The 14,140-nt window shown below is 67.0% G+C and carries 10 protein-coding genes and 2 pseudogenes; 7 read left to right on the top strand and 5 right to left on the bottom strand.

Annotated features, from left to right (window positions below; genetic code table 11):
- The first annotated feature begins 30 nt into the window (after positions 1-30).
- Together ACFB49_RS10295 and ACFB49_RS10290 are read left to right on the top strand one after the other, a co-directional pair.
- A complete protein-coding gene (locus tag ACFB49_RS10295) occupies positions 31-720 on the top strand; it encodes an ABC transporter ATP-binding protein (RefSeq protein ID WP_380879107.1) in 690 nt (229 codons plus the stop codon).
- A 127-nt stretch (positions 721-847) separates the two neighbouring features.
- Positions 848-3,343, top strand: coding sequence for an ABC transporter permease (locus tag ACFB49_RS10290; RefSeq protein WP_380879106.1), 2,496 nt, complete (start codon positions 848-850; stop codon positions 3,341-3,343).
- Here the strand turns inward: ACFB49_RS10290 and pgeF are convergent.
- The 5 genes and pseudogenes from pgeF to lgt form a co-directional block, all read right to left on the bottom strand.
- Positions 3,338-4,105, bottom strand: a complete 768-nt coding sequence (gene pgeF, locus ACFB49_RS10285; protein WP_380879105.1) for a peptidoglycan editing factor PgeF — start codon at positions 4,103-4,105, stop codon at positions 3,338-3,340. The genes ACFB49_RS10290 and pgeF overlap by 6 nt on opposite strands.
- A 139-nt stretch (positions 4,106-4,244) precedes the next feature.
- Complete coding sequence (locus ACFB49_RS10280) at positions 4,245-5,297, bottom strand: class I SAM-dependent methyltransferase (protein ID WP_380879923.1); 1,053 nt, start codon at positions 5,295-5,297, stop codon at positions 4,245-4,247.
- A gap of 39 nt (positions 5,298-5,336) precedes the next feature.
- Positions 5,337-5,444 (bottom strand): annotated as a pseudogene (locus tag ACFB49_RS10275) (PEPxxWA-CTERM sorting domain-containing protein); the annotation flags it as partial.
- Positions 5,445-5,633: 189 nt separating this feature from the next.
- Positions 5,634-6,821 (bottom strand): annotated as a pseudogene (locus tag ACFB49_RS10270) (esterase-like activity of phytase family protein); the annotation flags it as partial.
- 99 nt (positions 6,822-6,920) lie between these two features.
- Entirely contained in the window at positions 6,921-7,787 is an 867-nt protein-coding gene (gene lgt, locus ACFB49_RS10265; RefSeq protein ID WP_380879104.1) for a prolipoprotein diacylglyceryl transferase, read from the bottom strand.
- Between the two features lie 73 nt (positions 7,788-7,860).
- Here lgt and ACFB49_RS10260 point away from each other — a divergent pair, with 73 nt between their 5' ends.
- The 5 genes from ACFB49_RS10260 (at position 7,861) to ACFB49_RS10240 (ending at position 14,118) form a co-directional block, all read left to right on the top strand.
- Entirely contained in the window at positions 7,861-9,558 is a 1,698-nt protein-coding gene (locus ACFB49_RS10260; RefSeq protein WP_380879103.1) for a class I adenylate-forming enzyme family protein, read from the top strand.
- A 192-nt stretch (positions 9,559-9,750) separates the two neighbouring features.
- Positions 9,751-11,958, top strand: coding sequence for a molybdopterin cofactor-binding domain-containing protein (locus ACFB49_RS10255; RefSeq protein WP_380879101.1), 2,208 nt, complete (start codon positions 9,751-9,753; stop codon positions 11,956-11,958).
- Positions 11,955-12,962: a ferrochelatase gene (hemH, locus tag ACFB49_RS10250; protein WP_380879099.1), complete on the top strand. Its 1,008-nt coding sequence runs from the start codon at positions 11,955-11,957 to the stop codon at positions 12,960-12,962. The genes ACFB49_RS10255 and hemH overlap by 4 nt, the downstream gene beginning before the upstream one ends.
- 31 nt (positions 12,963-12,993) lie before the next feature.
- Positions 12,994-13,716, top strand: coding sequence for an acetoacetyl-CoA reductase (phbB, locus tag ACFB49_RS10245; protein ID WP_380879097.1), 723 nt, complete (start codon positions 12,994-12,996; stop codon positions 13,714-13,716).
- Positions 13,717-13,890: 174 nt separating this feature from the next.
- On the top strand, positions 13,891-14,118 hold the full coding sequence (locus ACFB49_RS10240; RefSeq protein ID WP_380879095.1) for a ribbon-helix-helix domain-containing protein: 228 nt from the start codon (positions 13,891-13,893) through the stop codon (positions 14,116-14,118).
- Positions 14,119-14,140: the final 22 nt, after the last annotated feature.

Here is a 14,140-nt window from a genome sequence, read left to right as displayed (position 1 = left end):
TCTGGCCTCAAAGGGAAACCTTTCACCACTATGTCAGCCGACAATATTGCGATCCAGGCCCGGAATGTCACGCTGGCGCTGGGCAAGGGGGAAGGGCGTGTCGAAATCCTGCGCGGGATCGACCTCGATATCGCCAGTGGAGAGACCGTAGCGCTGCTCGGCCCCTCGGGATCGGGCAAATCCTCGCTGATGGCGGTGCTCTCCGGGCTGGAGCGCGCGGATGGCGGCGAAATCCATGTCGCCGGCGCCGATTTCGGTATGATGGATGAAGATGCGCTGGCCAAGGCGCGGCGCGGCCGGATCGGCATCATCCTCCAGGCTTTCCATCTGCTGCCGACGATGACGGCGCTTGAAAATGTCGCCGTGCCGCTGGAATTGGCGGGGGACGGTGACGCCTTCGTCCGCGCCCGCACCGAACTGGAAGCGGTCGGCCTCGGCCACCGCACCGGCCATTATCCCGCCCAGCTTTCGGGCGGCGAGCAGCAGCGCGTCGCCATCGCCCGCGCCGTGGCGCCGTCGCCCGCGATCCTCTTCGCCGACGAGCCGACCGGCAATCTCGACGCGAAGACGGGGGCGTCGATCATGGACCTCTTGTTCGATCGCCAGCGTGCCAGCGGCGAGACCTTGCTCGTCATCACCCACGATCCCGCGCTCGCCGCCCGCTGCGGCCGGGTGATCGAGATGCTCGACGGGCGGATCGTGCGGGATAGCCGGGGGTGATGATGACCCCAAAAACCCCCGTCATTCCCGCGAAGGCGGGAATCCATAAACGCAACCTCGCGGCTGGAAGCGCGACGTCCGAGAATATGGATCCCCGCCTGCGCGGGGATGACGGAGAAGGCGAGGCATGAAGCTCGCCTGGACGCTGGCGCTGCGCGATCTGCGCGGCGGCTTCGCGGGCCTCCGGTTGCTCGCCGTCTGCCTGTTCCTCGGTGTCGCCGCGCTCGCCGGCGTCGGCAGCCTGTCCTCCGCCATCACCTCTGAGCTCGCGCTGCAGGGCCAGTCTATCCTAGGCGGCGATGTCGAGATGGAGATCGTCCAGCGCACCGCCGACGATAAGGAACGCGCCGCCTTCGCCGCAGCCGGCCGTGTCTCCGAAACCATCCGCATGCGCGCCATGGCGTCCAGCGTGGATGGCGCGCAATCGCTGCTCGCCGAACTGAAGGGCGTCGATGCGCCTTACCCGCTCTACGGCCAGTTCCGCCTCGCCCCCGGCGCTTTGTCGCCCCGGCCGAAAGGCCGCGAGGTCGCGGTCGCGCCCGCGCTCGCCGAACGGCTGGGCGTAAAACCCGGCGACGCCATCCGCATGGGCGATGCCGAACTCCGCGTCATCGGCCTGATCGCCGAGGAGCCTGATCGGGTAGGGGAGGGCTTCACCCTCGGCCCCGTGGCAATGGTCGATATGGATGGCCTCGCCGCCACCGGCCTTGTCCAGCCGGGCAGCCTCTACACCACCCGCTATCGCATCCGGCTGCCGCAAGGGCAGGATGCCGGCGAAGCCGCCAAGCGTCTTGCCGATCTCTTCCCCAGCGCCGGCTGGGAGGTGCAGGACCGCACCAATGCCGCGCCCGGCACGCGCCGCTTTATCGGCCGGCTCGGCCAGTTCCTGATGCTCGTCGGCCTGACGGCGCTGGCAGTGGCCGGCATCGGCGTCGGTAATGGCGTGACCTCCTATCTCGACGGCAAGCGCGGCGCGATCGCGACCCTGAAGGCGCTTGGCGCGTCGTCGCGCACCATCTTCCTCTCCTATCTGATCCAGATCGGTCTGGTCGCCGGGATTGGCATTGTCGCGGGTCTGGCGGTGGGAAGCCTCGTGCCGCTCGTCGTCGTCACGCTCGCGGGTGATGCTCTCCCGGTGCAGCCGCATTTCGCCCTCCATCCCGCGCCGCTGGCATTGGCAGCGCTCTACGGTCTGCTGATCGCCTTGCTGTTCGTCCTCGCCCCACTCGCCCGCGCCCGCGCGGTCACCGCCGCCTCGCTGTTCCGCGGCGGCGTCGAAACACCGGCGCGGCCCACCAAGGGCGTCCTTGCCGCGATCATCCTCACCCTCGCCGCGATCGTCGCACTGGCGATCGGCACCGCGCGCGATCCGGGTTTCGCCGCCATGTTCGTCGGCGCCGTCGCCGGCCTGATGCTGTTGCTGACCGTGCTCGGATGGGCCGTCCGCACCGGCGCGTCGCGCCTGCCGCGCTCGCGTCGTCCGCTGCTCCGCCTCGCTATCGCCAATCTGCACCGGCCCGGCGCGCAGACCAGCCGGCTTGTGGTTGCCCTCGGCCTCGGCCTCACCTTGTTCGCGACGCTCGCGGTGATCGAAACCAACCTGTCGGGCCAGATCGACAGCAGCGTCCCCGCCAAGGCGCCCAGCTTCTTCGCGCTCGACATTCCGGTCGAGGATATCGACCGCTTCCGCACCCTCGTCACCACCCGCGTCCCCGGTGCCGAACTGCGCACCGTGCCGTCGCTGCGCGGCCCGGTCGTCTCCTTCGGCGGCAAGCGCGTTGCCGATCTCAAGGAACTGCCCGAGGGCGCCTGGATCCTGCGCGGCGATCGCGGCCTCACTTATGCCGCCACCCCGCCCGAAGGCAGCCGCGTCGTCGAAGGCAAATGGTGGCCGGCCGATTACAAAGGCCCGCCGCTCGTCTCGCTCGATGTCGAGGCGGCCCGCATCCTCGGCCTGAAAATCGGTGACGAAATCACCGTCTCGGTCCTCGGCGTTGAAGTGCCCGCCACCATCGCCTCGCTGCGCGAGATCAAGTGGGACACGATGGGGTTCAACTTCGTCCTGGTCTATTCGCCCGGCGTGCTGGAAGGCGCGCCGCACAGTTACATGGCGACGATCGCCATGCCCGCAGAGGGCGAAGTCGCGCTCAATCGGGAGATTGCCCGGCAGTTCCCATCGGTGTCGCTGATCCGGGTGAAGGAAGTGATCGGTCAGGTCGCTGGCGTACTGGGCCAGCTTTCGACGGCGGTCCGCTCCGCCGCCTCGGTCGCGCTCGCAGCCGGGATCGCGGTGCTGGTCGGTGCCATTGCCGCCTCGCGGCGCGCACGCATCTATGATTCGGTGCTGCTCAAGCTGCTCGGCGCGACGCGGGGCCAGGTGCTGGCGGCACAGGCGATCGAATATGCGGCGCTGGCGCTGATCCTCTCGCTGCTGGCGGCTCTGCTCGGCGCGGGGGCCGGCTGGTATGTCGTCACCCGCGTGTTCGAGCTCGACTGGGCGACCGACTGGTGGGTGGTCGGTGCTACCCTGGCGATCGGCGGCTTCGGCACGCTCGCGCTCGGCCTGCTCGGCTCGCTCCCCGCGCTGGCGGCAAGGCCGGCGCGGGCGCTGCGCGAACTATAGACCGATCAGCGAGATCTGCCGGCCATAGCCCGGCTCGCCGCGATGCGTGGCACGGCGGAAGCTGTAGAAGCGGTCCTCGTTGGCATAGGTGTCGAGCCCCAGCGCCTCGACCCGCGCGACGCCCGCCGCCGCGATCCGCGCGGTAACATAGGCTTCGATGTCGAACTGATGATGCCCCGCGCGCACGCCATCCGTGAAGAAACGCTCATTCTCCGGGGCCGCCTCGGCAAATCTCCGGAAGAACCCCTCGTCGACCTCATAGGAGGCGCGGGCGATGCACGGTCCGATGGCAGCCGTGATCCGCTCGCGCTGTGCCCCCAATTTCTCCATCGCCGCAATCGTCGCGTCGGTGACGCCGTGGATTGCGCCCTTCCACCCGGCATGGGCCGCGCCAACGACGCCGGCCGCTTTGTCCGCAAACAACACCGGCACGCAATCGGCAGTGAGAATGCCGAGCAGCAGCCGCGGCCGGTCGGTGACGAGCGCGTCGGCATGGGGCCGCGCATCATCGGGGAAAGGCGCCGTCACCGCCACCGCATCGGGCGAATGGACCTGATGCAGCGTCACGAGCGCCGCGCCCGGTGCCACTGCCGTCACCGCCCGCCGGCGATTCTCGCGGATCGCCTCGCGATCATCATCCGATCCCAATCCGACATTCAGCCCGGCATGGATACCGGTCGAAACGCCACCCTGGCGCCCGAGAAAGCCGTGGATGGTATCGCCCAGAGCGGCGGAGCGGATCGGTGTGATCGTGTCGGTCATGCCGGTTCCTTACACGACCCCATCTATCTCCCAACAGCCATCCGTTCGTGTCGAGCGAAGTCGAGACACGTTGGCGTACCGCCTGCGGCACGTCCCTCGACTGCGCTCGGGACGAACGGTTTGAGGTGAGGGTGGCTGCTTACCCGTCGAACCCCGCCGGCTCCGGCCATTCGGGGGCGGTGAGGGCCATCACCTTGAACAGGTCGCCCATCTCCTCGACATGGGTCAGCCGGCGCCGTGCCGCCTCGATCTCGTCGGCCCGTGCGGGCGCGCCCTGGGTGAGCGCCGCCGCCCGCGCGCCGATGCCCAGCAGCTCTAGCCATTCGCCCTGCGTCACCGGGCCGTGGACATGCAGCCCTTCGGCCCGCGCCGCATGGTCGAGCGCTGTGAAGTCGACATGCGCGGTCAGATCCCGCGTGCCCGGCCGCGCGAAGGGATCGGCATAGGCATGGGCGTGGACGGCCTGCAGCGTGTCCCCCGCCGCATAGCCGGCATAGCCATAATCGACGATGAGCGCCGCGCCGCCCTGATCGGCGATCCGCCCGGCGAGATCGCGCGCGATCGCCGCCGAAGCCGGTGAGCTTTCGATGATGCTGCCCGGTGGTGCATCATGCAGCCGCGGCGGCACCAGCGCGTCCACCGGCACGTCGCCCGCCACGGGGGCGAAACCGTCGGGGCCGAACGCGATCATCCGCTCGCGCCAGCCATTCACCGCGCGGATCAACTGGCGGATCGGCAGCGCGTCAAAAAACTCATTGGCGACCACCAGCAGCGGCTTGTTGGTCGGCAAGGTCGAAAGATCGTCATGCCACGCCGCATTGGGGAAGCGTTCCGCCTGGATGGCGCGCAGCGCGGGGCTCGTCTCGACGAAGTGGATCGCCGGCGTCAGGCCCACGGCGCGCATCGCGCGGGTCGCGTCCTCGGCCAAGGTGCCGCGTCCCGGCCCCAGTTCGACATAGGCGACCGGCTCGCGCTCGCTTTGCTGCCACAGATCGGCCAGCCACAGGCCGATCAGTTCGCCGAACATCTGGCTGATCTCGGGGGCAGTTATGAAGTCTCCCGTCGCGCCCAGCGGGTCTTTCGCTGCGTAATAGGCGGCGTTCGCCTCGGCCATGAATTGCGAAATCGGAATAGGGCCCATCGCCTCTATAAGGCGGCTCAGGCGATCTTCGCAGGAAGACGGGGCGATCATATCCACCCCGTCTCCCGCTTTTTGTTCAAATAGGCAAGATCAAGCGTGCGACATCTTGGTCACGTTAAGCTTGTTCCTGCGTCGCAATGATCCACCGACCAGGCCGAAGCCCGCAATCATCTGCGCCCAGGTGGCCGGCTCGGGCACGAAGAAGCCCAGCGCGCCCGCTTCTGCCTGCGACAGCTTGAAGCTGTAGATATAGGTCGGAATCAGCGATGTTCCCGCGCCGCAGGCGGTGCCGAGGGTCTGAAGCACGCCCGGCGTGCCCTGACCGGCGCTGCAATATTCATATTGCACCGCGCTGCCTTCGAGCTGCGTCACCGAAAAATCATTGTCGCTGATGACGAACACTGTCCGGCCGCCGTCGGCCAGCAATTCGCTGAAGGTCAGGCCCTCCATCTTCTCGACGATCGGAATGCCCGCCGCCGCCAGATGTGCCTGGATGTCGATGAACAGCGACTTGGAAACCGGCGTCACGCCGGCGGGCAGGGTGGCGAGCCCTTCGAGCGAGATGTCGCTGACGTCGGTCGCGCCGGCAAGGTCGATCACATAAGCGCGCTTGGAGCCGACGGGCAGGGTGTTGACCGTGTCGTCCACGCCCCAGCCGCGATTGTCGCGCTCGATCACGACGAAGCGGCCGTCGGGAAGCTGGGTGATCGAAGACACGCCGATCGATCGGCCCTGCTGCGTCGCCGAGAAATCATTATCGCCGCCGCCCGGCGTGCGGTTGTTGATGTCGGCACGGTCCTCCAACTGGTACAGGAACTGGCCGCTCGCCTCGCCGGTCGCCACGTCAAACTCGACGATGCGCAGGTTGCGTCCGCGCCGGCCCTGCGCCTCGCCGCCATTGACGGGGCCTTCGTCGACCAGCGGGTCCTGCAGGATCGCATAGGCCTTGGTGCCGTCGTTGGAGAGCGTCAGCCCCTCGAAGCCGCGATTGTCCTGGCGGCCATCGACGATGGTCGGGCGGCCGTCGACATAATTGGGGGTGCCGTCGGCCTGCTTGGGGATCAGGTTGGCGGGCGTCTCGAACTTGCGGAGCAGCGATCCGGCCGACGAGAATTCATAGACGGACGGGCCATATTCGTCGGCGACCAGGAAGTTGCCGTTCGGCATGATCGTCAGCCCCTCGGGGTCGAACGACACGCCCAGATTGCTCTTGTCGCCGGTCAGCAGGCCGGGATTCTGGCCGTTGAAGGTGGTGACGCCGTCCGCCAGCGTGAACTTGCGCGTATCGACCAGCTGGAAATTGGAAGCCGCGCCCGTTGCGGTGATGTCGAGCGAAAAGACCTGCAGCCGCGGCGCATAGCTCAGCAGGCCGCCGCCGGGGCCGCGATCCGTCATCCCGTAATAGAGACCGTCCTTGGCGTTGTAGACGAGGTCGGACCCGAAGCCGCCGAAGCGCTGGTCGTCGGTCGACGAGATATGGTCGTTGGCAACGGTCAGCGCGCCGACGAACTGGACGGCATGGGCCGGTGCGGCGAGGCAGGTCGCGGCAAGCGCCGCGGCTAGGTATTTGCGCATGAAAGGACTCCCCTGGTTGAGGGGGCTTCACCTTTCAGTGCGCTGTTACCGATGCGTGACGATTCCGTTTCCGGCCGGGGACTCTTTGGGGCTGTCCCGTTATGCGACGCTCTGGTCGCCCGCGATCGGCTCCACCCGCTGGCGGCGGCCCTTCGCGGTCGCGATCAGATAGAGGCCGCCCAGGATCATCGGCACGGTCAGCCACTGGCCCATGCTGAGATGGGTGCGGTAGGCGAATTCCATCAACTGCGAATCCGGCTCGCGGAAATATTCGACCGTGAAACGGCTGAGGCCGTAACCGAGCAGGAAGGTGCCGACCAGCTTGCCCGGCTGGTAGCGCGCGTCGGTCTTCCAGAACAGGAACCACAGCACGGCGAACAGCAGCACGCCTTCCAGCCCCGCCTCGTAGAGCTGGCTCGGGTGGCGCACCACATCGCCGCCGCGCGGGAAGATCATGCCCCATGGCACGTCGGTCGCGCGGCCCCACAGCTCGCCATTCACGAAATTGGCGATCCGGCCGAAGAACAGGCCGAACGGCACACAGCAGGCGACATAATCGTGGATGCGCAGCCATTGCAGCTTGTTCTTCCACGCGAGGTAAATGATCCCCAGCGAAACGCCGATCACCCCGCCATGGAAGGACATGCCGCCTTCCCACAGCTTCAGCACGTCGACCGGGTTCTGCCAGATGTCCGGCTGGTAGAAGGTGACGTAAGCGAGCCTGCCGCCGAGCAGAATGCCGAGCGTCGCGTAGAAGACCATATCGTCGGCATGGCGCCGCGCCATCGGTGCGCCGGGCTGGGCGAGCAGCTTTAAGAGATACCACCAGCCGATCAGGATGCCGGCGATATAGGCCAGCGAATACCAGCGGAGCTGGAAGAAGCCGAGGTCGAGCGCGACAGGCGACAGGCCGAGGCTTTCGAACCGCAAGGCTGCCGTAGCGTCAGCGAGAAAGGTCAGGATCAAGGCTTTTCCCCGAGGATTTTGGCCCTCATAAAGGGGGTAACAAGATAACGCAAAGCACTGGAGAGAGCGGTCGATGCCCAGTGAGCAGGACAACCGCATGAAGGCGGTCATGGACGTCATCACCGGGCCGGATGGCCTGATCGAGGTGACGGCCGACGCACAAGGTCGCGCGGTCGCCGCGAAGCTGCCGGGCACGCTGGGCGGACTGTTCCGCCACTGCGCCACCGAGTATGGCGATGCGATCGCGGTCGTCGCCGGCGACGAGCGGTTGACCTATACGGATCTGGAAGACTGGTCGGATCGGCTGGCGCGGGCGCTGGCGGGTGGCCATGGCATCCGCAAGGGCGATCGCGTCGCCATCGCCATGCGCAACGCGCCGACCTGGATGATCGCTTATATCGCGGTGGTGAAGGCGGGCGGCATCGCCACCCTCATCAATGGCTGGTGGACGCCGGACGAGCTGGCTTACGGCTTGAACCTTGCCGAACCGGCGTTGGTGATCGCTGACGTTCAGCGCGCCCGCCGCATCGCCGAGACCGGCTTTGCCGGCCCGGTCGCCGCATTGGCGATCGAACGCCCGATCGCCGAGGCGCTGGCCCCGCTGATTGACGGCGTGGTGGAAGGCGAACTGCCCGAAGTGCTGCCCGAAGATGATGCGACGCTCCTCTTCACCTCGGGCTCGACCGGTAATTGCAAGGGCGCGGTTTCCACCCATCACGCGGTCGTCACCGCCACCTATTGCTTCGTCGCGCTCACCGCGATGCTGCTCGGCGCCTTCCATGGCGGCGATCGCAAGAATCTCGCTTTCCCGCCATCCGCGCTCGTCACCGTGCCGCTATTCCATGTCACCGGCGAGATCCCGGTGTTCATCGCCAGCATGGTCATCGCCCGCAAACTGGTGCTGATGCCGAAATGGGATGTGGCGGAAGCGATGCGGCTGATCGAGGCGGAGCGCGTCACCTATTTCGTCGGCGTGCCGACGATGAGCCTCGAACTGATGCAGCATCCCGATCGCGACAGGTTCGATCTGTCGAGCCTGCTCGATATCGCCGCGGGCGGCGCGCCGCGCCCGGCCGCGCATGTCGCGCGCCTGCATTCCACCTTCGCCGGCGGCCATCCGATGTTGGGCTATGGCCTCACCGAAACCAATGCGGTCGGCTGCACCAACTGCCGCGAAAATTATCTCGCCAAGCCCGCCTCGACCGGCCCGGCGCAGAAGCCGTTCGTCGACGTCGCGATCTATGACGATGACGGCGCCCTGCTGCCGCAGGGGGAAATCGGCAATATCGGCATCGCCAGCGCCGCCAACATCCGCGGCTATTGGCGCAACCCGGAAGCGACCGCCGCCGCCTTCACCGCCGACGGCCATTTCCTGACCGGCGATCTCGGCTATCTGGACGAGGACGGCTATCTCTTCATCGTCGATCGCGCCAAGGACATCATCATCCGCGGCGGCGAGAATATCTCCTGCATCGAGGTGGAAGCCGCGCTCTACGCCCACCCCGACGTGGCGGAAGCCAGCGTGTTCGGCCTGCCGGACGAGCGGCTGGGCGAAGTCGTCGGCGCGGTCGTCCACCTGCGCGAAGGGGGCGCGGTCGATGGCACTGCGCTCACCGATTTCCTTGCCGCGCGGCTCGCCCGTTTCAAGCTGCCCGCCCGGTTATGGTTCAACGCCGATCCGCTGCCGCGCCTGGGCACCGGCAAAATCGACAAGGTCTCGCTCCGCAAGGGCTTCCGCGCGCAGGTGGCAGGGGAAACGCAGGCGGCTTGAGGTCGGGCAGGACGCGAACCATGACCTCCACCGTCACCCTGAACTTGTTTCAGGGTCCATCTCTCCACGGGCGATGCGGTTCTTGTGGCGCGGTGGATGCTGAAACAAGTTCAGCATGACGGGTAGTTGGGCTGGCGTTCCCATGCTCCCCTCCCTATTCACCATCGCAATGACCGGACACGCTACCCGCTTATGAACCTCAACCGCCGCACCCTTCTCGTCGGCGGCGGTGCCGGCGTCGGCCTGTTGCTTGCCTGGGGGCTTTGGCCGCGCAGCTACCGCCCCAATCTCGTCGCCAATCCGGGCGAGACGATCTTCAACGCCTTCCTCAAGATCGCCGAGGACGGCCATGTCACCGTCGTCGTGCCGCAGGCGGAAATGGGGCAGGGGGTGTGGACATCGCTGCCCCAGGCGCTCGCCGACGAGCTTGGCGCCGACTGGCGCACCATCGGGGTCGAGCCCGCGCCGATCAGCCCGCTCTACGCCAATGATTTCCTGATCGGCGAAGCGGCGGAAGGAATGATGCCCGATCTGCTGAAGGGCGTCGGCGGCTGGGCCGCGCGTCAGTTCGCCATCCGATCGGCCTTGATGGTGACAGGCGGGTCCAGCTCGATCCGCGGCTTCGAACAGCGCTTCCGCGAAGCCGGCGCCATCGCCCGCGCGTTGCTCTGCTCCGCTGCCGGCGAACGCTGGGGCGCGGACTGGACGGCGTGCGACACCGCCGCCGGCTTCGTCACCCGTGGCGACGATCGCCTCCGCTTCGGCGAACTGGCGGCGGAGGCCGCGAAGCTTGATGCGCCCAGTGGCGTCACGCTGCGCGCGGTCGGTGCCGGTGGCCTTTCGGGCAAGTCGGTGCCGCGCATCGATCTGCCGGCCAAGGTCGATGGCTCGGCCATGTATGCCGCCGACGTGCGCCTGCCCGACATGGTTCACGCCGCCGTCCGCCATGGCCCGCATGGCGACACGCAGTTGGTCGGCGTCGACAAGGCCGCAGCCGAAAAGGTCGCGGGCGTCCTCGCCGTCGTCGAAAATCCCGGTTGGGTGGCGGCGGTTGCGGTCAATGGCTGGGCGGCGGAACGCGCGCTCGATGCGATGCGACCGCGCTTCCGCACCAATGGTCCCTTTCCCGACAGCGCCTCGATCGACGCCGCGTTGAAAGCCGCGCTCGATGGCGATGATGCCACCCGCTTCGTCGAGATCGGCGATGTCGACGCCGCCTTCGAAGGCAAGAAAAGCCTCAAGGTCGATTATGCCGTGCCGCTCGCGCTCCATGCCGCGATCGAGCCTTTGGTCGCGACCGCGCGGATCACCGGGGACAGGCTGGAAGTGTGGATGCCCACCCAGGCGCCCGGCCTCGCGCGCAGTGCCGTCGCACGCGCGATGGGCATAAGTGAGGGGCAGGTGACGATCTACCCGATGCTCGTCGGCGGCGGTTTCGGCCGCAAGATAGAGAATGACGCCGCCGTCCAGGCTGCGATCATCGCGCGGGAGGTCAAGCGTCCCGTCCAGCTCACCTGGTCCCGCCGTGACGATATCCAGCAGGATCGGCCTCGCCCGCCGGCGCGTGCGCGCATGTCCGCGGCGCTGGGCGCGCGCGGCGAACTGCTTGGCTGGCAGGCGCGGATCGCGGCGCCTGCGGCGATGGCGTCGATGGGTGCGCGGCTGATGGGCGGCGCGGACGAAACCAAGGCGGAGGCGGCGGCGATCGAAGGCGCCAATCCACCTTATGCCATCCCCGCCGTCGCAATCGATCATCTCCCCGCCGACATCGGCATTCCCACCGGCATCTGGCGATCGGTGGCGCACAGCTACACCGCTTTCTTCACCGAAAGCTTCGTCGACGAACTCGCCCGCACCGCAGGCATCGAGCCCTTGTCCTTCCGCATGCAGATGCTCGGTAGCAATACCCGCCTGGCGCATTGCCTGACGACGGTGACGGCGATGGGCGGTTGGGACGGCGGCGTCGCCGGCGGCAATCAGGGGCTGGCCGCGCATTCCAGCTTCGGCAGCCATGTCGCCTTGCTGGTTGAGGCGCAGATCGATGCCTCCCAGCAGATCCGCGTCGACCGCGTGTTCGCCGCGGTCGATTGCGGGCGGATCGTTCACCCCGATATCGTCCTCCAGCAGATCGAAGGCGGCATCATCTGGGGCATCGCCGCGGCACTGGGCGCGACCACCGGCTTCACCCGCGGCATGGCGGACGCGCATAATTTCGACGCGCTCAACCTGCCGACCCTGGCGACAACGCCCGACATTCGCATCGAACTGATCCCCAGCAAGGAAGCGCCCGGCGGCGTCGGCGAGATCGCGGTGCCGCCCGTCGCGCCCGCCATCGCCAACGCCATCTTCGCCGCCACCGGCCAGCGCCTGCGCGGCCTGCCGCTTAAGGTCGGTGGATGAACCGTCCGCCCGATCATCCGCCGGTGCAGCCGCCGCGGATCGGCGTGCTGCTGATCAATCTCGGCACGCCTGACGCGCCCGATGCGCCTTCGGTGCGGCGCTACCTCAAGCAATTCCTGTCCGATCGTCGCGTCGTCGAAATCCCGTCGATCGCCTGGCAGCCGATCCTGCGTGGCCTGGTGCTGACGACCCGCCCGAAGAAATCGGCCCATGCCTATGCCCAGGTCTGGCGCGAAGACGGCTCGCCGCTTGCGGCACTCACACGCGCTCAAACAACCGCGCTGCAAGGCGCCTTCGGCCCGGATGTCATCGTCGATCATGCCATGCGCTATGGCCGTCCGGCGATCGCCGATCGCATCCGCGCGCTCAAGGAGCAGGGGTGTGATCGCGTCCTGCTGGCGCCGCTCTACCCGCAATATTGCGCAGCGACGACGGCCACCGCCAATGACGATGCCTTTGCCGCGCTGGCGGCGATGCGCTGGCAGCCGGCGGTGCGCACCTTGCCGCCTTATCATGACGATCCCGCCTATATCGCCGCGCTCGAAACAAGCGTCACCGCCGAACTCGCCGCGCTGGATTTCGAGCCGCAGGCGATCCTTGCCAGCTTCCATGGCATGCCGCAGCGGACCCTCGATCTCGGCGATCCCTATCATTGCCAGTGCGTCAAGACTGCGCGGCTGCTGGGCGATGCGCTTGGCCGCGATCTCATCCTGTCCTTCCAGTCGCGATTCGGCCGCGCCAAATGGCTGGAGCCCTCGACGGAGGCGACGCTCGCCGCGCTCCCCGGTCGCGGCATCACCCGCGTCGCCGTCGTCGCGCCCGGTTTCTCGGTCGACTGCCTTGAAACATTGGAGGAAATCGCAATACGCGGCCGCGATACATTCCTGCGGGCAGGGGGATCCCACTTCGCCTATCTGCCCTGCTTGAATGACAGTATTGCGGGCGTTGAAATGCTGAAAAAACTCTTGGGCCGCGAACTTGAAGGGTGGCTGCCATCACTCTAGTCTTTGCGGCGAACTTCCGTGGGAGACTGATGTGGCCAGAGTTGCGATCGTAACCGGGGGAACGCGCGGCATCGGGGAGGCGATCAGCCTCGCCTTGAAGGCGAAGGGGATCACCGTCGCCGCCAATTATGCTGGCAATGTCGAACGCGCCAAGGAATTCTCCGACCGCACCGGCATAACCGCCTACCAATGGGACGTCGCCGATCATGAAGCGTGTCTCGCCGGCGTGAAGCAGGTGGAAGCCGAACTTGGCCCCGTCGACATCCTCGTCAACAATGCCGGCATCACGCGCGATGGCACGCTGCTCAAGATGGATTGGCAGGCGTGGAAGGACGTGATCGACACAAACCTGGGCGGCTGCTTCAACATGGCGAAGGCCACGTTCCCCGGTATGCGCGAACGGGGCTGGGGTCGCATCGTCAATATCGGCTCGATCAACGGCCAGGCCGGCCAGTACGGCCAGGTCAACTATGCCGCCGCCAAGTCCGGCATCCATGGCTTCACCAAGGCGCTGGCGCAGGAAGGCGCCAAGTTCGGCGTCACCGTGAACGCGATCGCGCCGGGTTATATCGACACCGACATGGTGGCCGCGGTGCCGCAGGACGTGCTCGCCAAGATCGTCGCCAAGGTGCCGGTCGGCCGCCTGGGCCATGCCGAGGAAATCGCCCGCGGCGTCACCTTCCTCACCGGTGAGGAGGCGGGCTTCGTCACCGGATCGACCCTGTCGATCAACGGCGGCCAGCACATGTATTGAGCCAACGCCCCTCCCGCTCGCGGGAGGGGTTGGGGGTGGGCCCTTCTAGCCCTCTCCCGTCTGCACGGGAGAGGGTTGAGTGAGGGTCTTCTTCATTCTCGGCTGCACGCTTTTTGAGGGCGTGGCGTGCCCTCACCCCATCCCTCTCCCACAAGTGGGAGAGGGGGCAAGGTAATGCCCGGCCCCGTCAAACGCTCGGTGATGATCGCCGGCCATTCCACCTCGATCAGCCTGGAACCCATTTTCTGGGATGCGCTTGGTGCGGCCGCGCGGGAAGAAGCCGTGCCATTGAATGCACTTGTGGCCCGCATCGATGCGGAGCGCGTTGCCGATCCCGATCCGCCCAACCTCGCCAGCGCGATCCGCGTATGGCTTTTTGAACGTGCAAATCGATCTCAGTGATCGACGGTTGACAATATTGAGA

The sequence above is a fragment of the Sphingomonas sp. DBB INV C78 genome (genome assembly GCF_042693015.1).
Taxonomy (GTDB): Bacteria; Pseudomonadota; Alphaproteobacteria; order Sphingomonadales; family Sphingomonadaceae; genus Sphingomonas_E.
This window is presented reverse-complemented; position numbering and strand designations above follow the sequence as displayed.

What these genes read in the sequence shown, in the direction of transcription:
- ACFB49_RS10290 (WP_380879106.1), top strand. Translation starts at nt 848, where the DNA reads ATGAAGCTCGCCTGGACGCTGGCGCTGCGCGATCTGCGCGGCGGCTTC.
- ACFB49_RS10240 (WP_380879095.1), top strand. Translation starts at nt 13,891, where the DNA reads ATGCCCGGCCCCGTCAAACGCTCGGTGATGATCGCCGGCCATTCCACC.
- ACFB49_RS10295 (WP_380879107.1), top strand. Translation starts at nt 31, where the DNA reads ATGTCAGCCGACAATATTGCGATCCAGGCCCGGAATGTCACGCTGGCG.
- hemH (WP_380879099.1), top strand. Translation starts at nt 11,955, where the DNA reads ATGAACCGTCCGCCCGATCATCCGCCGGTGCAGCCGCCGCGGATCGGC.
- ACFB49_RS10255 (WP_380879101.1), top strand. Translation starts at nt 9,751, where the DNA reads ATGAACCTCAACCGCCGCACCCTTCTCGTCGGCGGCGGTGCCGGCGTC.
- ACFB49_RS10280 (WP_380879923.1), bottom strand. Translation starts at nt 5,297, where the DNA reads ATGATCGCCCCGTCTTCCTGCGAAGATCGCCTGAGCCGCCTTATAGAG.
- ACFB49_RS10260 (WP_380879103.1), top strand. Translation starts at nt 7,861, where the DNA reads ATGCCCAGTGAGCAGGACAACCGCATGAAGGCGGTCATGGACGTCATC.
- pgeF (WP_380879105.1), bottom strand. Translation starts at nt 4,105, where the DNA reads ATGACCGACACGATCACACCGATCCGCTCCGCCGCTCTGGGCGATACC.